The 20,141-nt window shown below is 45.7% G+C and carries 28 protein-coding genes; 21 read left to right on the forward strand and 7 right to left on the reverse strand.

Annotated elements, in window-relative coordinates; all coding sequences use genetic code 11:
* Positions 1–170 precede the first annotated feature (170 nt).
* Entirely contained in the window at positions 171–725 is a 555-nt protein-coding gene (locus tag T497_RS0108305; protein ID WP_028515216.1) for a P27 family phage terminase small subunit, read from the forward strand.
* Between the two features lie 122 nt (positions 726–847).
* A complete protein-coding gene (locus T497_RS0108310; protein ID WP_028515217.1) occupies positions 848–2,110 on the forward strand; it encodes a site-specific DNA-methyltransferase in 1,263 nt (420 codons plus the stop codon).
* A gap of 5 nt (positions 2,111–2,115) precedes the next feature.
* Here the strand turns inward: T497_RS0108310 and T497_RS0108315 are convergent, their stop codons facing one another.
* Complete coding sequence (locus tag T497_RS0108315) at positions 2,116–3,165, reverse strand: HNH endonuclease (protein ID WP_207640330.1); 1,050 nt, start codon at positions 3,163–3,165, stop codon at positions 2,116–2,118.
* A gap of 201 nt (positions 3,166–3,366) precedes the next feature.
* On the opposite strand from T497_RS0108315, the gene T497_RS0108320 reads away from it, so the two are divergent.
* The 5 genes from T497_RS0108320 (at position 3,367) to T497_RS0108340 (ending at position 6,333) form a co-directional block, all read left to right on the forward strand.
* Positions 3,367–4,014, forward strand: coding sequence for a hypothetical protein (locus tag T497_RS0108320; RefSeq protein ID WP_028515219.1), 648 nt, complete (start codon positions 3,367–3,369; stop codon positions 4,012–4,014).
* Positions 3,998–4,234 carry a DUF4314 domain-containing protein gene (locus T497_RS0108325; protein WP_028515220.1) on the forward strand — a complete coding sequence of 79 codons (237 nt, stop codon included), beginning with the start codon at positions 3,998–4,000 and terminating at the stop codon, positions 4,232–4,234. The genes T497_RS0108320 and T497_RS0108325 overlap by 17 nt, the downstream gene beginning before the upstream one ends.
* A 187-nt stretch (positions 4,235–4,421) precedes the next feature.
* Complete coding sequence (locus T497_RS0108330) at positions 4,422–5,366, forward strand: amidoligase family protein (protein WP_028515221.1); 945 nt, start codon at positions 4,422–4,424, stop codon at positions 5,364–5,366.
* A 305-nt stretch (positions 5,367–5,671) separates the two neighbouring features.
* The gene (locus tag T497_RS0108335) at positions 5,672–6,136 is read left to right on the forward strand and encodes a gamma-glutamylcyclotransferase family protein (protein WP_028515222.1); all 465 of its coding nucleotides are present in this window, start codon (positions 5,672–5,674) and stop codon (positions 6,134–6,136) included.
* On the forward strand, positions 6,133–6,333 hold the full coding sequence (locus T497_RS0108340) for a hypothetical protein (protein WP_028515223.1): 201 nt from the start codon (positions 6,133–6,135) through the stop codon (positions 6,331–6,333). Before T497_RS0108335 ends, T497_RS0108340 begins: the two co-directional genes overlap by 4 nt.
* Positions 6,334–6,394: 61 nt before the next feature.
* Here the strand turns inward: T497_RS0108340 and T497_RS18280 are convergent, their stop codons facing one another.
* Positions 6,395–6,565 carry a hypothetical protein gene (locus T497_RS18280; RefSeq protein WP_155266873.1) on the reverse strand — a complete coding sequence of 57 codons (171 nt, stop codon included), beginning with the start codon at positions 6,563–6,565 and terminating at the stop codon, positions 6,395–6,397.
* A gap of 318 nt (positions 6,566–6,883) precedes the next feature.
* Between T497_RS18280 and T497_RS16290 the strand changes: the two genes are divergently transcribed.
* The gene (locus T497_RS16290; protein ID WP_037324690.1) at positions 6,884–7,234 is read left to right on the forward strand and encodes a DUF3846 domain-containing protein; all 351 of its coding nucleotides are present in this window, start codon (positions 6,884–6,886) and stop codon (positions 7,232–7,234) included.
* An 18-nt stretch (positions 7,235–7,252) separates the two neighbouring features.
* Positions 7,253–7,492, forward strand: coding sequence for a DUF7678 domain-containing protein (locus T497_RS0108355; protein WP_028515224.1), 240 nt, complete (start codon positions 7,253–7,255; stop codon positions 7,490–7,492).
* A 41-nt stretch (positions 7,493–7,533) separates the two neighbouring features.
* On the opposite strand, the gene T497_RS0108360 is transcribed toward T497_RS0108355, so the two are convergent.
* Complete coding sequence (locus tag T497_RS0108360; protein WP_028515225.1) at positions 7,534–8,103, reverse strand: hypothetical protein; 570 nt, start codon at positions 8,101–8,103, stop codon at positions 7,534–7,536.
* 69 nt (positions 8,104–8,172) lie between these two features.
* On the opposite strand from T497_RS0108360, the gene T497_RS0108365 reads away from it, so the two are divergent.
* On the forward strand, positions 8,173–9,774 hold the full coding sequence (locus T497_RS0108365) for a terminase large subunit (RefSeq protein ID WP_028515226.1): 1,602 nt from the start codon (positions 8,173–8,175) through the stop codon (positions 9,772–9,774).
* Positions 9,775–9,984: 210 nt separating this feature from the next.
* On the opposite strand, the gene T497_RS0108370 is transcribed toward T497_RS0108365, so the two are convergent.
* Positions 9,985–10,731, reverse strand: a complete 747-nt coding sequence (locus tag T497_RS0108370; protein WP_028515227.1) for a hypothetical protein — start codon at positions 10,729–10,731, stop codon at positions 9,985–9,987.
* Between the two features lie 93 nt (positions 10,732–10,824).
* Between T497_RS0108370 and T497_RS16295 the strand changes: the two genes are divergently transcribed.
* From T497_RS16295 to T497_RS0108400, 6 genes are read left to right on the forward strand one after another with little or no spacing between them, the layout of a single operon-like run.
* Positions 10,825–12,075: a phage portal protein gene (locus T497_RS16295; RefSeq protein WP_037324692.1), complete on the forward strand. Its 1,251-nt coding sequence runs from the start codon at positions 10,825–10,827 to the stop codon at positions 12,073–12,075.
* Positions 12,068–12,862, forward strand: a complete 795-nt coding sequence (locus tag T497_RS0108380) for a head maturation protease, ClpP-related (protein WP_028515228.1) — start codon at positions 12,068–12,070, stop codon at positions 12,860–12,862. Before T497_RS16295 ends, T497_RS0108380 begins: the two co-directional genes overlap by 8 nt.
* A 13-nt stretch (positions 12,863–12,875) precedes the next feature.
* Positions 12,876–14,069, forward strand: a complete 1,194-nt coding sequence (locus tag T497_RS0108385) for a phage major capsid protein (protein WP_028515229.1) — start codon at positions 12,876–12,878, stop codon at positions 14,067–14,069.
* Positions 14,066–14,338 (forward strand): head-tail connector protein, encoded by a 273-nt coding sequence (locus T497_RS0108390; RefSeq protein ID WP_028515230.1) that lies wholly within the window; start codon positions 14,066–14,068, stop codon positions 14,336–14,338. The genes T497_RS0108385 and T497_RS0108390 overlap by 4 nt, the downstream gene beginning before the upstream one ends.
* A complete protein-coding gene (locus T497_RS0108395) occupies positions 14,335–14,691 on the forward strand; it encodes a phage head closure protein (RefSeq protein ID WP_028515231.1) in 357 nt (118 codons plus the stop codon). Before T497_RS0108390 ends, T497_RS0108395 begins: the two co-directional genes overlap by 4 nt.
* Positions 14,678–15,046 carry an HK97 gp10 family phage protein gene (locus T497_RS0108400; RefSeq protein WP_051530588.1) on the forward strand — a complete coding sequence of 123 codons (369 nt, stop codon included), beginning with the start codon at positions 14,678–14,680 and terminating at the stop codon, positions 15,044–15,046. Before T497_RS0108395 ends, T497_RS0108400 begins: the two co-directional genes overlap by 14 nt.
* Positions 15,047–15,053: 7 nt before the next feature.
* On the opposite strand, the gene T497_RS0108405 is transcribed toward T497_RS0108400, so the two are convergent.
* The gene (locus tag T497_RS0108405; RefSeq protein WP_028515233.1) at positions 15,054–15,404 is read right to left on the reverse strand and encodes a hypothetical protein; all 351 of its coding nucleotides are present in this window, start codon (positions 15,402–15,404) and stop codon (positions 15,054–15,056) included.
* Positions 15,405–15,471: 67 nt separating this feature from the next.
* On the opposite strand from T497_RS0108405, the gene T497_RS0108410 reads away from it, so the two are divergent.
* Genes T497_RS0108410 through T497_RS0108420 form a run of 3 tightly spaced genes read left to right on the forward strand, consistent with a single transcriptional unit; the run spans position 15,472 to position 16,816 of the window.
* The gene (locus T497_RS0108410) at positions 15,472–15,789 is read left to right on the forward strand and encodes a hypothetical protein (RefSeq protein ID WP_028515234.1); all 318 of its coding nucleotides are present in this window, start codon (positions 15,472–15,474) and stop codon (positions 15,787–15,789) included.
* A gap of 2 nt (positions 15,790–15,791) precedes the next feature.
* The gene (locus tag T497_RS0108415; protein WP_028515235.1) at positions 15,792–16,424 is read left to right on the forward strand and encodes a major tail protein; all 633 of its coding nucleotides are present in this window, start codon (positions 15,792–15,794) and stop codon (positions 16,422–16,424) included.
* Positions 16,425–16,435: 11 nt separating this feature from the next.
* Complete coding sequence (locus T497_RS0108420; RefSeq protein WP_028515236.1) at positions 16,436–16,816, forward strand: hypothetical protein; 381 nt, start codon at positions 16,436–16,438, stop codon at positions 16,814–16,816.
* 160 nt (positions 16,817–16,976) lie between these two features.
* Here the strand turns inward: T497_RS0108420 and T497_RS0108430 are convergent, their stop codons facing one another.
* Both T497_RS0108430 and T497_RS0108435 read right to left on the reverse strand, forming a co-directional pair.
* Complete coding sequence (locus T497_RS0108430; protein ID WP_028515237.1) at positions 16,977–17,306, reverse strand: type II toxin-antitoxin system RelE/ParE family toxin; 330 nt, start codon at positions 17,304–17,306, stop codon at positions 16,977–16,979.
* On the reverse strand, positions 17,303–17,608 hold the full coding sequence (locus tag T497_RS0108435) for a type II toxin-antitoxin system RelB/DinJ family antitoxin (RefSeq protein ID WP_028515238.1): 306 nt from the start codon (positions 17,606–17,608) through the stop codon (positions 17,303–17,305). The genes T497_RS0108430 and T497_RS0108435 overlap by 4 nt, the downstream gene beginning before the upstream one ends.
* Positions 17,609–17,928: 320 nt before the next feature.
* Here T497_RS0108435 and T497_RS0108440 point away from each other — a divergent pair, with 320 nt between their 5' ends.
* Complete coding sequence (locus T497_RS0108440) at positions 17,929–19,503, forward strand: alpha/beta hydrolase (protein ID WP_028515239.1); 1,575 nt, start codon at positions 17,929–17,931, stop codon at positions 19,501–19,503.
* 289 nt (positions 19,504–19,792) lie between these two features.
* Entirely contained in the window at positions 19,793–20,086 is a 294-nt protein-coding gene (locus T497_RS0108445; RefSeq protein WP_028515240.1) for a hypothetical protein, read from the forward strand.
* Positions 20,087–20,141: the final 55 nt, after the last annotated feature.

Genomic DNA, 20,141 nt, shown 5'->3' on the forward strand with positions numbered 1-20,141 from the left:
AGCATTTTCAAAGGGGGAATAACCCCGGCTCAGACAATAATCAAACCATGCCTGCAAATGGCTGAATACTGCAAATTTCTCCCGACAACACGTCGGGATTTTTTATGCTCTGCGGAGCTTTTTTCAAACGTTATTTGATTTCTTTGATTTTTTTCAAAGGAGGTGAACTCATGGCAAAAGACGGTACAAAGCGCGGCGGAGCTAGACCTGGTGCAGGGCGCAAGCCTAAGGCTCTGAAGGAGAAATTAGACGCCGGCAATCCCGGCGGTCGCAAGCTTACTGTCCTGGATATTCCCGAAACACTGGGAGCTGATATGGAAGGGGTCGATATGCCGCCTCCGGGAGAATACCTTTCCGCAGTTCAGCGCGACGGCGAGAAGCTCTGCGCCGCTGAAATATACAACCATACCGCCGCATGGCTTAAGAAGCTGGGCTGCGAAAAAATGGTAAATCCACAGCTTATCGAGCAATACGCCATGAGCGTTGCCCGATGGATACAGTGCGAGGAGGCTATCAGCAGGTATGGATTTCTCGGCAAGCATCCGACCTCAAATGCGCCTATTCAAAGTCCATATGTCGCCATGTCACAGAATTACATGAAGCAGACCAACAATGCATGGTACCAGATTTTTCAGGTTGTCAAGGAGAACTGCTCAGTCGATGCAACAGGTGCAAATCCTATGGACGACGCTATGGAGCGGCTTCTCCGCGCAGGTCGCAAATAGAAAGGAGTTCCTATGAAGAAAGCTTCAAATCCCAGACAGATTTACAAGCCCCAGCAGAATTACCGCAACATCACTGACACCCGTAAATGCCTGAAAAGAGTAATGAAACGGAGGAATACCCGATGAAAACAACCACTGAATTCCAGCTTGTCGCTACCGAGAAGCTCATACCCTACGTCAACAATGCCCGAACGCACTCCCCTGAGCAGATTACCAAGCTCCGCTCATCTCTGCGGGAGTTCGGCTTCATAAATCCAGTCATCATCGACAAGGATTACAACGTAATTGCAGGTCATGGACGTATCGCCGCCGCTAAAGATGAGGGCATTGCGGAGGTCCCCTGCGTCCTTGTGGACTACCTTACCGAGGCACAGAAAAAAGCCTACATACTGGCCGATAATCGCATGGCACTTGATGCAGGCTGGGACGAAGAAATGCTCCGTATTGAGATTGAGTCCCTGCAGGCTGAGGCTTTCGACATAGGTCTCACCGGCTTTGACGACAAGGAGCTCGCCGACCTGTTCCGCACTGACGGAAGTGAAGCCCATGAGGACGATTTTGACCTTGAGGCTGAGCTTGAAAAGCCCTGCTGCTCCAAGCCCGGCGACATCTGGCATATTGGCAGGCACACTGTTATCTGCGGAGACTCCACTCTCCCGGAGACATACACAGCTCTTCTCGGCGACACTAAGGTAAACCTGGTCTGCACGGATCCGCCCTACCTGGTAAACCTTGAAAGTAGCTCCGGCAGGATAAAAAATGACGACCTCGATGACGAGGCCGGCTATAAGTTCCTGAAATCCGCCTTTGAGCGACTTCACGACGCTATGGCAAAGGACGCAAGTATTTACGTTTTCTATGCAACTTCAAAAGCTCGGGTATTCCATGACGCATACGAGGACGCAGGCTTCAAGGTTGGCGCAGGACTGGTCTGGAAAAAGGACCGACTTGTTCTCACACGCACCGACTGGAAATACATACACGAGCCGATAATCTGGGGCTGGCGCAAGGACGGAAAGCATATATGGTACGGGGACCAGAAACAGCGCACTGTCTTTGAATTCGACCGCATAAAGAACAGCAAAGACGACGGCTGCGGACACCCAAGCTCCAAACCTGTACCGCTTATTGCCTATCTTATCTCCCAGTGCACCCAGTCAAACGGACTGGTGCTGGACTGCTTCCTCGGCTCTGCTTCAACGCTCATCGCCTGCGAGCAGCTTGACCGTATCTGCTACGGCGTAGAGCTGGAGCCTAAGTTCGTTGATGTCGCTGTGAAAAGGTACATAAAGCTCCACGAAGGCAGGTCTGATGATGTGTATCTTATTCGTGACGGTGAGCAGATTACATATGCAGAGATGATGAAGAATACCGAGGAAGTATAATATGATCATTCTTTCAGTTTTACATATATCGGAATAATATCTAATTTAAAATTTGGAGCTATTTTTGAAAAAGACTCTATTTTTGATTCAATTTTATTGCAAAGAGTTTCATTTATTTCAGGATACCTTGAAGGATTCTCAGATATTGTTATTTCATAATTAAAGAAATGAAACATATCCACTTTAGCTATTATTCTATCATTTTTCGATTCTATGTTTATAGTAATATTATGGTCAGGTAAATTCATCCATTGTTCCCATTCCTGATCATCCATTTTTTTATACAGAGGTTCACAAGTAGCATTAGTTGGTAAAATGTTATCGCCTTTTTTATCAAAGTTTTTCAAAAATAATCTTATTGGTTCTGCTAAATCATCATCTAAATACTTCAAATCTGTTATTACACAAATATACTCATATGCCATTTTCAATGCCAAAGGATAACAGCATTTTATCAAATAAGTAAGTTCCTCTTTACCATATGAGAGGAACAAAATCCTAGGTTTTTTTTCTAAAAATTGTTTTTTTTCAACAAAACAAGCCCCCTCACCGCTATTATCCGAATGAGAATCTTTCTTTATATACAAAGCAGATACGGACACATGCTTGTATTTTTCAGACAGTTTGTCAATTGTTTTTTCAAAAAATTTTCTGAAGTTTTTTTCGTCACTTACTATAAGCTTTCCTTCGGCATAGTCATATACTCCCGGAATTGCGGTACATTTTTTGAAATATCCTTTTTTATCCATTTCCATAAGTACTTTAACATTCGTAACAATTCCTGGATTATCTTTGAACTCTAAAGGGTAAAAAGTTTCTGTTTTAGATTCTTTATATGGATTCGGAATTCCTTTCCTACCAGCTATATTTAACAAATATCTGATTCCAACTAATGTATCAGAAGCAAATACATCAACAGAGTCGCCAAAATTACTATTGCAATCTTCACATACACATTTAAATTTTTTTTTACCGCCCAGTGACTTTAAGATAATATGTTCATCATTAAAAAAAGAATCATCTTTCATCTTCTTACAAAGAATACATATACGCACGATAAAACCTCCTGTTTTTTCTGTTCATTTAAAATTATAAAATATAACAACCTATTTGTCAATATATAACTTGTAATATGCACAAATCAACGCCTCATGTTATTCACATATTCTCCGTATTACAGTATTGCTATCTGTGCAGTTCAGAGTTAATATGTGAATACGATAAAACACCGCATCAGCGGTACACAGGAGGTCACTATGGAGATAAAATGCAACATTGAAAAGGACCAGCGAAAAGCACTGGCACAAAAAATCGGCGAGCTTGCAGACTTTGACATTCACTACTGCGGAGTTCCCACCTGTGCTTACGAAATCGGCTTCTTTACGCTGGACAAAGACGCAGTTCTTTCCTTCCCCGACAGAGAGAACACAGAAATCATAGAGAGGGTGCTGGAGGGGCTTCACGAAGCTGGCTACAACAGCGCTCCCGACGCACTTACAGTATCCATGCCCAAGAATATGCTCAATGACGAAGCCTTATTTAATCTGCGCCGAATCATAGCCAACAAGGAACAGCTCTTCAAGAAGGCATTTGACGCAGTTTCTCTTGAAATCACAGAGAGTGTGGAAACCATTGATTTCCCATGGTTCACGGTTACGGGCGCAGAGGATACCGACGCATACACACGCTTTATTACAATGCTCTGCGAGTTTGCCAAAAACCAGAAACGTGTCAACAACAAGCCCGACACCAGTGATAACGAGAAGTATTCCCTGCGATGTTTCCTGCTGAGGATAGGCATGATAGGCGATGAATACAAGTCCGCACGCCGAGTTCTGCTACACAGGTTGACCGGAAGTTCGGCATTCCGCCATGGAGGTGCAAACAATGAGACTTCCAAGTAAAACCGAGATAGAGCGCCTGCGGAAGATGTATCCACCTGGCACTCGCATACGCCTTATATTCATGTCTGCGGAGCCGTATCCACTTCCGCCGGGCAGTATCGGCGAAGTTGAACTTGTCGATGACGCCGGCAACATAAACATGAAATGGGAATGCGGCAGAGGGCTCTCACTTATCGCCGGCGTTGACAGCTTTGAAGTAATACCGGCAGCTCCGAAATAAGAGAGCACCTATTCCATTGTATCCCATATTACCATAGGATTGCAAGTATATCAAGTGTGTAAATACACCAATCATCAAAGTCGTGTATTTGCCTATATTCTGTAGTTTTAGCGGCTTGATATATCCTCCGTTCAGAGTTAATATGTACATGCCGAAAGGGAAAACACCCACACTGGAGGATACAAAAATGACTGAGAAAACAGCAAGGCAGATAGCAAAAATGAAGGAGCAGACAATAGGATGCGAAGTTGAGATGAACAACATCACAAGGAACAGAGCAGCAAAGCTTGCCGCAGACTTCTTCGGAACAGGCAGATACGAAAACACCGCAGGTCGCAACGGCTACTGCACATGGAGCGCATGGGACACACAGGGCAGAGAATGGAAGTTCCAGAAAGACGTCAGCATTTCCGGACCTGACGATGAAAAATGCGAACTGGTAACGCCAATACTTACCTACGCAGACATCGAGCTTTTGCAGGAGCTCATACGCCGCCTGAGAAAAGCCGGAGCAATCAGCCACGCAGGAGTTGGCGCAGGAGTACACATTCACATCGGCGCAAACGGTCACACACCGCAGACGCTTCGCAACCTTGCAAACATCATGGCGAGCCACGAGGAGCTTATCGCGGAAGCCTTGAAGCTCAACGCAAACCGCATGGCAAGATACTGCCGCACAATTAATCCAGAATTCGTCAGACTTATAAACGCCAAGAAGCCCCGAACAATGGCTCAGCTTGCAGACATCTGGTACACAGCAAACCACGCAACATACGGCAGAAACGAGCACTACAACGACAGCCGCTACCACATGACAAACTATCATGCGGTTTTCACCAAGGGCACCATTGAGTTCCGACTTTTTGAATTTGAGAAGCCTGCAAACGGCAGAAGAAACGGACTTCACGCAGGTCGCCTCAAGAGCTACATTCAGCTTTGCCTTGCACTCAGTCAAATGGCAAAGGATCTGAGAACTGCAAGTCCCAAGCCTCAGCAGCACGAGAACCCAACCTTCGCAATGAGAACCTGGCTTATGAGAATGGGCTTCATCGGGGACGAATTTGCGACCGCAAGAGATGTTCTCACAAAGAACCTTACCGGCGACAACGCATTCCGCTTCGGCAGACCTTGAAAAAGGTCTGCTGCCCACACAGGAGTCTCCACAACGCCCTGTAAGGCCGCCAAGACATATCACTCGCAAACTTTACCGTCTTCAAACAGAGCAGCCTTAAAAGCCATTCTGAGCAATCCTGAGCGAAGCCATATATTACACAAGAAGCTGTGCAAAACTGCAACGGATATTCTGTACATTCAGACACTTGATATATCCCCTGTAAAGAGTTAATATTTGACTACCGGAACGGAAAAGCCTAACACCGCCGCCATTGTGCGGCTTAAGGTGGTGAAGGCAGTCGCCTTCGGAAAGGAATGAATGCAATGAATAAATATTACCTTGCCTATGGCTCAAACCTCAATGTCCGCCAGATGCGGTACCGTTGTCCGGAAGCACGCATTGTCGGTATAAGCGTCATCAAAAACTACGAGCTTCTCTACAAGGGAAGCAAGACCGGCGCTTACCTTACCATTGAAAAGAAAAAAGGAAGCCTTGTTCCCATTGCGGTATGGGAAGTTTCCGACGCTGACGAATCAAGGCTTGACATCTACGAAGGCTTCCCCGACTTCTACTACAAGAAGAATGTTCGTCTGCCGGTAAAGCTCATTAGGAACAGCAAGACCAAAGAGCTTGACGCATTTGTCTACATCATGCATGAGGAGCGCAAGCTGGGAGTTCCCACAACTTCATATATCCGAACCTGCGAGGAAGGCTACCGTAACTTCGGCTTTGATAATAAGTTCCTTGATGAAGCATATGAGATCAGCGCAAAGGAGGTACAGAAATGAAAGAGCAGAACAGAGAACCAAGCATATGCCCCATATGCGGGCAGAGCTTCAGAGCACATCCGGCGCTTTCAAGGATAGATAACGCTACTCTTATATGTCCGGACTGCGGAACAAGGGAAGCACTTGAAAGCATAGGTGTAGGACGCGAGGAACAGGACAAGATACTGGGAATTATCCATACAAAATACGACGCATGATAAAGTTTTCTGGTGCCGCTGTGGGACAGAGATAATAATCTGCTGACCCACAGTTGGCTTTTTACTTGTCGAGACCTGATGTGTCAGGCGGCTTTTCAGGATTATAATCGCAAATTATCTCTTTTTCCATTACAGAATCGCCGCCATCATCGTCGCCATTTTTGCGCTTGTTCAGATTAATACAATTGTAATTGCGCATTTCCAGATAGATAAAATTCTCATAGATGTCCATGTCATTTCCCCCCTTTCTTGGCGCTATTATATCACCGTGATTGCAGTTTGGCAATAGTTTTGAGAAAAGTTCAGAGGATTATATAATAAATGTTTTAACTTAAATAATAATATAGATATTATTATATATTATATTATTATTTAAGAGAATTTTTCTATTTGTGCAATTTGCATATACAAAAAGGAATTATTACACAACTGCCCCCTTTGTATTCGAGGCATTATTCTGTAGTTTTAGCGGCTTGATATATCACCAGTTCAGAGGTAATATGTGTGTACCGCAAGAACAGCGGAATAAAGCCACAAAGGAGCAATTCACATGAAAATCTTAATATGCGAACCCGGCAAGCATCCATACGAAAAGGACATTGAACACACCCTTGAGAACCTACAGAAAATTGTCGGCGGATATATCCAGGCAATTTACCCTTACGATGAACAGGTCGCAGTTATTTGCAACGAAGACGGAATTTTCCTCGACCTTGAATGGAACAGAGTAGTTGAGAAATACGGTCCCATAAAAGGAACCTTCTTCATATGCGGTCTGGACTTTGACGACTTCTGCGACCTTACCGATGAGCAGATAAAACGCTATAAAAAACGTTTCTGGAATCCTGAGATGCTTATCCCGACACCTGACGGAATGATACAGGTTGTAATTTCCGAATAAGAAAGCAGGTGCAGTATTATGTGGAAGGAAGGCACGATTGGAATTCCGAAAAAGGAAGGCGGCTACACAGTAGTTCACTACTGCGCAAAGGTCTACAAAAAGAAAAGCAGGTACGGAATTGACGGTGGAAGGATCAGTAAGGCAACGCTGAAAATCAATGGCAAGGTTGTTTATAACTTCGACCGAGGGCTTGATGTCTCGCCGCAGACCGAGGCAGCTGAAAAGGCACTGGCGATCCTGATGTACGAATACAACTAAAAACACGAAGGCGGCTACCGGAGGGCAGCCGCCTTTCAATCTCATTCATTATCCTTTTCGCTCCACCTGAATGCTCTTTTATGATTCACATTCAGAATAGCATAGGATATGAGGTGTAGGCCTTTGAGATGCTCAAATACTTCATAAAACCGTTTTTCAAATGATTCATAATCATCAAAAGCCAGATCATCTAACTGGATGTTTAATATCGGATAGATCATACCACGATTATCGCACCATTCAGGCTTGTTATCATACCAGTCGGCATAAAGGTGCCCTTTCCACTTTTCACCATAGGAAGAAATGAGCAATCTCTTGTTGACATCTGGCTCTGATTCTCCATCTAAACATGGTGTGAATCTTATCAACTGTGATCTATTTTCCGGATTCTCTATGAATACTCTCCCGCATGACGGGCATTGATATAAATTCAACTGAAACAGATCATCAATACGCTCATAAATTGCATGACTATTTTCATGTGGCTTTTCAAGTTCTTCTATGCAGTCCCAGAACTCATTCCAATCCTGATCTGCAATGATTCTTCCTTTATAAGAAAGACAATCTGTGCTATCATGAAACCGATATCCACATTTACATAGAAAGTGCATGGAAACACCCCCGTGTTCTTTTTTATTATCATAACCGAAAAAACGCAAAATGTCAAGGAGGTGAGGCGCTTGCGAAAGCTGAAAGATTATACACCGACGCAGTTCATGGCGGAGGATTCCCATTACGACAAAGCCGCCGCTGACTATGCGGTGCGGTTCATTGAGTGCCTTGCCCATACCAAAGGCACATGGGCGGGAAAGCCGTTCGAGCTGATCGACTGGCAGGAGCGCATCATCCGTGACCTGTTCGGTGTTATCAAGCACAACGGCTACCGGCAGTTCAACACGGCATACATCGAAATTCCGAAGAAAAACGGAAAGTCTGAGCTTGCCGCTGCGGTCGCCCTGCTTTTGACCTGCGGCGACGGTGAGGAACGTGCCGAGGTCTACGGCTGCGCTGCCGACCGACAGCAGGCTGCGATCGTGTTCGATGTCGCCGCCGACATGGTGCGGATGTGTCCCGCCCTGAACAAGCGAGTGAAGATCCTGACCTCGCAGAAGCGCATCGTGTATGTGCCGACCAACTCCTTCTATCAGGTGCTTTCCGCTGAGGCGTACAGCAAGCACGGCTTCAACATCCACGGAGTCGTATTCGATGAACTGCATACCCAGCCTAACCGGAAGCTCTTTGACGTTATGACAAAAGGCTCCGGCGATGCCCGAATGCAGCCGCTGTATTTCTTAATCACCACAGCAGGCACGGACACGAACAGCATCTGCTACGAGCAGCACCAGAAGGCGCAGGATATTCTCGAAGGGCGCAAGATCGACAAGACCTTCTATCCGGTCATCTACGGCGCACCGGACGATGCCGATTGGACTTCTCCGGAGGTCTGGAAGAATTCAAACCCTTCCCTCGGTGAAACGATCGGCATGGACAAGGTGGAAGCCGCCTGCGAATCCGCCAAGCAGAACCCCGGCGAAGAAAACGCCTTCCGGCAGCTTCGTCTGAATCAATGGGTTAAGCAGACCGTCCGATGGATGCCGATGCACAAGTGGGACGCCTGCAAGGTCGATTTCGACGAATCGCTGCTGGAAGGGCGTGTATGTTATGGCGGTCTCGACCTCTCGTCCACGACGGATATCACTGCTTTCGTGCTGGTGTTTCCGCCGACCGATGAGGACGACCATTATTATATTCTGCCGTACTTCTGGCTGCCGGAGGAATCGCTTGACCTGCGTGTAAGGCGTGACCATGTGCCATATGATCTCTGGCAGAGGCAGGGCTTCCTGATGACTACCGAAGGCAACGTTGTCCATTACGGCTTCATTGAGAACTTCATCGACGAACTGGGTACACGGTTCAATATCCGGGAGATCGCATTTGACCGCTGGGGTGCTGTGCAGATGTCGCAGAACCTTGAAGAGCTGGGCTTCACACTGGTACAGTTCGGTCAGGGCTACCGTGATATGTCGCCGCCGACCAAAGAGCTGATGAAGCTGACGCTGGAGCAGAAGATTGCCCACAACGGGCATCCGGTTCTCCGCTGGAATATGGACAACATTTTCATCAAGTGTGATCCCGCAGGGAACATCAAGCCGGATAAGGAAAAATCCACGGAAAAGATTGACGGAACGGTCGCCACGATTATGGCGCTCGACCGTGCGATCCGCTGTGGAAACGACACTGGCGACAGCATTTATGACGAGAGGGATTTGTTAGTGTTGTAGTTGCTGAGGTAAATCTGAAGTTATTGAAACCTGTTATCGGTCACGGTTAAGCTTACATATTCATTATCCAGCTTATAATTTGATTTTGTATTTTTGAGAATGTTGTCTGACTCAATAGTTTTTTTCTCTTCATTATAGATCATAAGCCAATAGATAAAGTTAATTAAAAGCGCAACATAAACAACACCGATAACGGGGTGTGATGATCAATTAAAGTTTCGGGAGATTGTTTAATTCATATGAAGGAATACATAACACATACTCCGCATTTACAGTGCGAATAACAGAATATGAATACGGTATCAAGTAGTGATCCAGTATAAAACTACCTATAACGGGTATCAGAGAAAAGAGGCTGCTTTTCTTCTTAACTCCGATTTTTGAATATGATGACGGAGATCCACTGCGTATCCAATGACGAGTTTTAGCCTTGTTATCCGACTCTGTCCATGGGCTCATAAGTGAGTATGGTATCCTTACTGTTCCGGTAACATCAACAAAATATAATGCCTCATTGTCAGTGTAAGTGAGGTACATACCATTCGTAAACGGATGATCCTTTTTCCGGTAGAAATCATCCTGTAATGGCTTTGGAAATAACAGTTCTATTTCGTCACTGTCATCGGGAATATTCATTTCGGATACAGCCTTTGTACACATTTCTTCTGAGCGTCGCTTTACAGACGGCCTGCTGATCCATATCGCGCATATTGCCCAGACAAGTGGAAATCCGAATATTGTAAGCAATCCGAATAAAAAGATTAAGCCTGAATTCCAACCTGCAAGATCGCCGCCGATCCATAGAATTGCCATGAAAACGACAAAGGCAATAGCGATCCACTTTGTATTTTTTTCTATCTTTTCGATCTTTTGATTATGTCTTGTGATTTGTTCCAAAAGCTCTGGATTTGGGCGGCACACAATTAGTTCATCAGAGTCGAATACATTTTTCAACATAAAGAGGTTTCCTCCAGTAAAATCTAAGTATAAATCTACATTATAATTATACCAAAGCCCATAAAAAAAGTCAACCGAAAGGAGCTGATGCACATGGGCATTTTCAGCGGACTGTTTCGGTCGAGGGACAAGCCGAAGGACAGCTACGACAGCCCGTCCTACAGTTATTTCTTCGGACGGACACACGCAGGCAAGCGAGTCAACGACCGCACGGCTATGCAGATCATCGCAGTTTACGCCTGCGTGAGAGTTTTGTCGGAAGCAATCGCGCAGCTGCCCCTGCACGTTTATCAATATACCAATAGCGGAAAAGAGCGAGTGCCGAAGCACCCGCTGTATATTTTGCTGCACGACCAGCCAAATCCGGAAATGACATCGTTCGTATTCCGGGAAACGCTGATGGCACATCTGCTGATCTACGGCAACGCCTATGCCCAGATCATCCGGAACGGCAGAGGTGATGTTATCGGGCTGTATCCGCTGATACCGGATAAGGTGCGTGTTGACCGAGATGATCGTGGCAGGCTCATTTACCGCTATAGCCGATATGACGAACACAACCCAAATTTCAAGCAGCAGGGCGAGATCATTCTGCCGATGGAACAGGTGCTGCATATTCCCGGACTCGGCTTTGACGGTCTGGTCGGATACAGTCCCATTGCAATGGCGAAGAATGCTATCGGTCTTGCAGTTGCCTGTGATGAATACGGGGCATCATTCTTTGCAAACGGCGCAGCACCTTCGGCGGTGCTGGAGTATCCGGGTACTATCAAAAATCCGGAACGTATCAGGGAAGCCTGGCACAGAGCTTATGGAAATGGTAACGCTCATAAAGTTGCTGTTCTTGAGGAGGGCATGAAATACACACCTATCTCCATTCCGAATAATGATGCACAGTTCCTTGAAACCCGAAAATTTCAGATTGAGGAGATTGCGAGACTGTATCGCGTACCGCTGCATATGATAGGAGACCTTGACCATGCTACATTCAGCAACATTGAGCACTTGTCACTAGAATTCGTTAAGTATACACTGGACCCGTGGTTGGTCCGCTGGGAACAGGGAATGCAGAAAGCGCTTCTTTCCGATTCGGAGAAGGGGCGCTATTTTATTAAGTTCAACGTTGAGGGACTGCTGCGAGGCGACTATGCGAGCCGTATGCAGGGTTATGCTACTGCACGTCAGAACGGCTGGATGTCTGCAAATGATATCCGAGAGCTTGAGGACATGAATGCTATTCCCGCAGAACTGGGCGGAGATCTTTATCTCTGTAACGGCAGCTTCACAAAATTACAGGACGCAGGCGCAGCATACGCACAAAAGGAGGAAAATACTGATGAATAACAAATTCTGGAACTGGGTTAAAAATGAAGAAACCAACGAATCAGAGCTCATTTTCAACGGGCCTATCTCGGAGGATACATGGTTCGGAGATGAGATAACTCCCGCATTATTCAGAAACGAGCTTTCTAAGATAAACGGAGACTTTACCGTATGGATAAACTCTCCCGGCGGAGATGTTTTTGCAGCTTCGCAGATATACACCATGCTTCGCAATCATAAGGGTAAGGTAACCGTAAAAATAGACGGTATTGCGGCAAGCGCCGCTTCTGTGGTTGCTATGGCAGGAGATGAAACACTTATAGCTCCAACTGGTATGCTTATGATACATAATCCCGCTACTATAGCCGTCGGTAATAAATCCGATATGGAACAGGCTATACGACTTCTTGACGAGGTTAAGGAAAGCATTATAAACGCCTACGAAGAGAAGTCTCATCAGTCACGTGCCAGGATAGCCCATATGATGGACGAAGAGACATGGCTCAATGCAAAAAAGGCTCTCAGCATGGGACTTGTTGACGGCATCCTTTTTAAAGATGATGCTGCAGATGACTCTCCGGCTGAAGAAGATCCGGATGAAAATACACCTGATGAGGATGAAAGTGAAGAACCTGACGAGGACGGTGGTAAGTTCAAGCGACGTAAAACTGACGATATTGCTGCTATGTCATATTCAGCTGCTTCTGCTATGGACAAGCTTATGAAGAAGATCTCAGCATCATATACACCTGTTACAGGTACACCAATCGACCAGCTGGACAAGAGATTGTCTCTGTTGAAACACTAAGGAGGAATGTGTAATGACTATTCAGGAACTCAGAGAAAAAAGAGCAAAGGCATGGGATACAGCCCGTGATTTCCTTGATTCAAAGCGTAACGCAAGCGGACTTCTCTCAGAGGAGAACAGTAAAACATATGATACACTGGAACAGACAATAGTTGACCTCGGTAAGGAAATCGAGCGTATGGAAAGAGCCGAGCGTATCGGACAGGAGCTTTCAGCTGCTACTACAACACCAGTTGTTGGAACTCCCGGAGCTCATATCACTGATACTCCCAAGCACTCTACAGGCACTGAGGAATACAGCAAGGCATTCTGGAACAGTGTCCGTAACCGTAACTGGATCGACGTCCGCAACGACCTGCAGGTAGGTGAAGATACCGAGGGCGGCTATCTCGTACCGGATGAGTTTGAGAAAAAGCTCATTGAAGCCCTTGAGGAGGAAAACGTATTCCGTCCACTTGCCACAAGAATACAGACTTCAAGCGGTGATAGAAAGATACCGGTTGTAACATCAAAGGGTGAAGCGGTATGGATGGAGGAGGAAGAGGCATATACTCTCTCCGATGACTCCTTCGGTCAGCTCTCACTCTCTGCTTACAAGGTCGGCACGGCTATCAAGATCTCCGAGGAACTTCTCAACGACTCCGTTTTTGACCTACCCGCCTATATTGCAAAGGAATTCGCCCGTAGAATCGGTGCAAAGGAAGAGGAAGCATTTGTCGCTGGCGACGGTGTCGGCAAGCCTACGGGCATTTTCGCGGCTTCTGGAGGCGCTCAGGAAGGTGCAACCTCAAGCGGAGCTACAATCAGCTTTGATGACATGATAGAGCTGTTTTATTCTATCAAGAGTCCATACCGTAAGAAGGCTATCTGGCTTCTCAACGAGCAGACCGTCAAGGCTCTCCGTAAAATCAAGGACAACACCGGCAACTATATCTGGCAGCCCAGTGTTTCCAACGGTATTCCCGATACTATACTCAATCGCCCCTATGTAACTTCCGTTTACGCACCTACAATAGAAGCAGGCAGTAAGGCTATCGCATTCGGAGACTTCAGCTATTACTGGATAGCAGACCGTCAGGGACGCAGCATGAAACGACTTAACGAGCTTTTTGCCATGAACGGACAGATAGGCTTCCTTGCTTCACAGCGAGTTGACGGCAAGCTTATACTTCCTGAAGCTGTAAAGGTGCTGACTATGAAGGCATGATAACACTTGCTGAAACCAAGAATTATCTCCGTGTAGACCACTGCGAAGATGACAAGCTCATCATATCGCTTATAGATACGGCAAAGCGCCTTGTGAAAGATGTGGGCAGAATGGATGATGCTGCACTTGCGGTAAATGAGGGAACCTCACGGCAGGCTATGCTGTATACTGTATCATACCTCTACGAAAACCGCAATACTGCAGATTACCATAAGCTGACTCTTACACTGAGGGCGCTTTTATTTGCACAGAGGGAGGGCATTATATGATGGAAATAGGAATGCTTAATCAGAGGATATCCTTCCTCGAGCATCATACGAAAACTGACAGTATCGGCAATCACAAGGCTCAGTGGGAGGAGGCTTTCTCCTGCTGGGCAGCCGTTACTCCAAAGTCATCAACTGAAACGACAGAAGCCGGTGTCACAAAGGAAATCTACTCAATAGAATTCATAGTGCGGCAAACCGCTGATACTATGCGGATTAATCCGACAACGCACAGGCTTCAGTTCCGTGGGCTATCATATAACATTGACAGTATACTGCCGAATTACAAGTCTATGAACTATATGAAAATAACGGCAGGCACACGAAGGGCTGGTGAACAGGATGACTTCTATTGACGACATGGCAGATGTAATTATGAAAGGTCTGGCTGAATACGCAGATCTTGCTGATACGGAAATGAAAAAGGCTGTCAAAAAGACAGCTGAAAACGTTAAAAAGGAAATATCTGCAAATGCTCCGAAGCGCAGCGGCAAGTACCGCAAGAGCTGGACGACCAAGAAAACGAAGGAGAACAGTCATACACTCGAAATGACCGTTCACTCGAAAGACCGCTACCAGCTTGCGCACCTGCTTGAAAAAGGTCATGCAAAGCGCAACGGCGGACGTGTATCCGGCAAACCGCATATTGCCCCTGCGGAAGCGCACGGCGAGGAAATGCTCACGCAGCTAATCGAGGAGGCGCTGTCATGATTATGGCTTATACCTCATAATTGCATTTATCAGGAAAGCATTGTAATTTCTGAATTTGTCTGAGAAGTTTACACCAAAGGTGGACTGCCATAACATCATAGCCAATTGAGCACTTCAACCACGTATTAGAACAATTTTCTATGACAATATCACCCTTGTCATAAAGTTCGGCAAAAGAATCATTCGGAACGCCCCAACTATCAGAAAAAACTTTCTTTGAGATAATTATTTTTCCATCGCATATACGCTCGTCATTAAGATATTTTTTGTTATTATAGTTAAATGATGAATAGGCATATGTTACGTATTCATCATTCTCATATAGCTTTTTGCAAAATGCACCATGTCCAACACTCATTATAATCAGCTCCTTTTTTTCATTATATACGATTAAAGGAGAAAAATCAATTACTGAAAGGGAAAAAATGACCTATGAAGAAATCAATGAAATGATGCAGGAGATTGAGCTGCCATTCGCCTATCATCATTTTGCAGAGGGCGAGTATCCGAAACCGCCCTTTGTTATTTTTCTCTCACCCGGCGAGGACACCTTCGGCGCGGATAACCTGATGTATCACAGTTCCAAGCAACTTGATATTGAACTGTATACGGATGAAAAGTCGCCCGATACGGAAAGCCGTGTGGAGGAAGTGCTGACGCAGCACAATATCTATTACACGAAAACTGAAAGCTACATCGAGAGCGAGAAGCTCTACGAGGTGCTTTACGAAATGGAGGTATAACAATGGCACTGCAGAAGAATAAGGTAAAATTCGGTCTGAACAAGGTGCATTGGGCAAAGATCACAGCATGGAGCGATGATGGTGTTCCGACCTTCGCAACGCCTGTACGTCTGCCCGGTGCAGTTTCCCTGAGCATTGACGCGAACGGCGAAAACGAGAATTTCTACGCTGACAACAGCGTTTATTATGTCATCAACAACAACGCAGGCTACGACGGCGATCTGGAGGTCGCACTCATCACCACCGACTTTGCAACAGCGATTCTCGGCGAACAGCTTGATGCAAAGGGCGTTCTGGTGGAGCGCAACGATGCGGAAACATCGCAGTTCGCAATCATGTTCGAGTTCGACGGGGACAAGAACCACATCCGCCATGTGCTTTACTGCTGCTCGGCTTCCCGTCCTGCGACTGAGGGCGAGACTACCGAGGAGAGCAAGTCCGTCAAGACGGAAAAGCTCTCCCTCAAGGCATCGGCGCTGCCGAACGGTCTGGTGAAGTCCAAGACCTGCGAAAGCACTGACCAGACGACCTACGACAACTGGTACAATGCGGTTTATATGCCGACTGCTGCAACCAATAACAGCACCGGCACACGTTCCACAACAACTAAGTCCGGCGGCAGCACGGCTGAGTAAGGAGGTACAGAATGGCTATCAAAAAGACGATTACCGTTGACGGTATCGAAGTTCCGTTCAAGGCGAGTGCCGCCGTGCCTCGCCTTTACCGCATCAAGTTCCGCAGGGATATCTACAAGGATTTTGCTGCGCTTCAGATCTCTGTTCAGGAAGGCGACGAGGAAGGCTCTAACCTCGACATCGAGAGCCTTGAGGTATTCGAGAACATTGCATACATCATGGCGAAACACGCTGATCCGGAGAACGTCCCGGACAATCCCGATGACTGGCTGGAGAAGTTCAACACGTTCTCCATTTACGAGGTGCTGCCGCAGCTCATTGAACTGTGGGGGCTTAACGTGGAGACACAGGCAGAGTCTAAAAAAAACATCGCAAAACTGACCGCCCGATGACAACGCCGTTGTTTCTCTTGAGATGCAAACAGCTCGGCCTAACAATGACCGAGCTGGATATGCTTACGATAGGTTTAATCAACGATATGTTCACCGAGCGTGAAAATGATGATTATGAGGGTTGGCATGAGGTGGCTTCTCAAAGCGATATGGATGCGTTTTAATCCTTATTGGTATCAATCATATTTTGAATATTTCTACCGCCGTAAAAGATACGAATTACGGTAACAATGGTTTTATCATGATTGACAAGATAAAATATCTCATAATTACCGACAGAAAACCTTCGCATTCCCATTGAACTCCATGGTTCCCATTCCACAGAGGGATATCTATCAGGTGACACGTCTAGATCTTTGATTTCTTTACGAATTCTGTTTATTATATTCCTTGCTGTAGTACGTTCTTTCAAATGAAAAGCAATGTATGAGTAGATTCCTTTTAAATCAATTCTTGCAGCAGGTGAATATTCGATTGTATACTCTGTCATATACCGAATTCCTCTGCAAGCTCATTATCAATTTCTTCGGTGGAATAGGTTTTTCCGCTTTTTATGGATTCAATTCCCTTTGCAAGTTCAGCGTCAAGTTCGGCTTGTGTCATGCCTCCGATAGCTGTAGGCTGTGGTGTTGGAAGATGAAGATCGAACGGAATACCATTTTGCAGAACAATTTGGCTGTACAACATCTGAATTACACTGGAAGGCGTAATTCCAAGTTGTGCAAGAATAGCCTCGGCGTTTTCTTTTAAGCCTGTATCAATACGTGCATATACAGCAGTTGTGTTTGCCATAATGATCACACTCCTTTGATGCTATTATACCACATATTATTTGCAAATGCAAGCATTTGCAAGCAAATTTTGTGACTTATTCAGAAAACAGAGTTTTAATCCCGCTGCAGACGATCTGTCTGCTCACAATCGGAGTCGTGAATGATGTGTTCACCGAAAAGGAAAACGACTAATATGATGGCTGGTCGGAGGTCGCTGGACAGGCGGACTTTGATGCGTTCTGATTGACTTTTGCTCCCTGATGTGCTATAATTTTGGTATGGTGAATGTATGATTCTTTCACTGCAAAAATGGAATTTAGTGAAGAAGGAAATATAATAATGAAAAAAACAGTCACACTTCTTTTGATCCTTGCAATGACCTTATCCATGACTGCCTGCGCAGGCAAGCAGGAAAGCACTTCACAAGCCGATAGCAGTCCCACCACGGCGCAGACAGAAAACAGTACTGCTGAACCAATACAAACACAGTCATTATCGCCCACAAAGCTCACGAATAAAATGACAGAGAAAGAACTTGACACAGTGACAAAACACGCTCTCACTCTGCTGGACGAGCCGCCAAAACTCAGTTCAGACCCGAATGCCGAACACAAGGTCAGTATCGAGTTTCAGACGATAGACCTTGAAAACTGGCGCTCCTCGATCAATGAGAACCGCGATGAGATGACCGATGACGAATATAAAGAAGCAATGAAAAAGATACAAAAGGCTGAAGAAACTGGAGAGGGCCTGCGGTATCCGCTCCCACCAATTGTAGACGGCTATATCGTTGCAAATTCTGTCCCTGAGGCAGATGTATTTGAGGACGGCGGTTTATATAAGTTTACGACTTCCACTATAGACGAAAACGGCGAGTGGCAGGTCAAAGACCTTTCATTTGCTTCGTTTGAGGAGTATCTGGACTATATCCGGGAGCAAGATGCCAAGCAGGGCTTCACCGAAGAGCAAACAGACCTTGATATCTGTTTTATGCAGCTTGCTTACGATGCGCTTCGCTCAGGCGATTACGAGGAACTCCCCGAGGGCTCGGTCGACAGGAGCGATGAATCTCTTTATCTATGGAGCTATTTTCACAATTACAGAAGCGATTGGGAATACAATCGCGAAGAAGTAGAGGAGATCAAGGATTCAGTTGACGAGATTTACATTTACGATGAAGAACTGCAAAGGTCATTCACTGTCCATGTGACGCTCCCACCTGATTATGACAATCATAAGACCTATCCTGTATTCTTCCTGACGGATGGTATCTGGCGCTTCGGCAACTGTCCCGCACTGAGAAAATGTATAGAAAACAAAGAGGCTGCACCGGTGATCCTTGTCAGCCTGTATTACAGCTACGATGTCACCGACCCTGACGGGGAACTGCGCTATGAGGATCTTGTCATCAATCGCAGTGAGCTGCTGGATTTTATCACCGACAACCTGATGCCGTATCTCTGCGAGAATTACAACATCGACTGCGGAAATTCCACGCTGTACGGTCATTCGGACGGAGGCGTATTCACACACTATGCACTGTTCAATTCAGATCAGTACGAGAATCAGCCCTTCGGACATTACATCATCGGCAGCCCTGCACTGTGGGGGCTAAAGCATTATAATGAATATGAAGGCATCAGCAATGACATATATATGAATGATTACGACTATTATGTCAGAAACGAAACGCTGAGCAAAACCGTATTCCTGTGTGCAGGTTCGCAGGAAGATCCCGATTATGCCGACAATTATCGTGAGGGAGATGATACAACGCTGGAAGGCGCTGCAAAGCTGAAAGAGCGTCTTGAGTCACATAATGCAGACCTGACATACAAGCTGTATGAATCCCATCATTATCAGTACATTCCCGAAATGCTGATAGAATATCTGAAAGAAACTTATCCGTGTTAATTGTAGATTTGAATTCTGATTTAGTTCATTAACTGAATATACACTGAGCAGTCCTTCGGGGCTGCTTTTTTCATGCCCTCACGGAGGAGTAGGTGAAACTGCATGGCAAACAGAATCAAGGGCATCACCGTTGAGATTGGCGGCGATACTACCAAGCTGGTCGGAGGTCGCTAGACAGGCGGACTTCGATGCTTTCTGATTGACTTTTTCTTCCTTCTGTGTTATAATTCTGTTGTGAAGGAAACATGAAGCTTCCTTCGCTAAATCGGAATTTGTGGAGGGGTAGGATATGAAAAAAACAAATGTTAAGCTGATACTTTCATTTATAGCTTTTTTAGTTGTGAATCTTTGGCTTGTGTTTAAGGGGGCTGCGAAAGGAAGCGCTGATTTTTTCATATCTCCGACAGTAGAGGAAACCATACTATTTATTCTTTTACAACTATCGGTCATTGTTGTCTACTTTATTCGTCCCCTTACTGTAAAAAAGTCAAAAATAATCTACTGGTGTGTTTCCGAAATGTTTGTTCTGGTTACTGTTTTCTTTTGGGGGATATTTATCGTTGGACCTATATGGTTTCAATAATATAAATTCTGATTTAGCTTAGTAACTGAATATACACTGAGCAGTCCTTCGGGGC

It is taken from the genome of Ruminococcus flavefaciens MA2007 (assembly GCF_000621845.1).
GTDB classification, from domain to species: domain Bacteria; phylum Bacillota; class Clostridia; order Oscillospirales; family Ruminococcaceae; genus Ruminococcus; species Ruminococcus flavefaciens_E.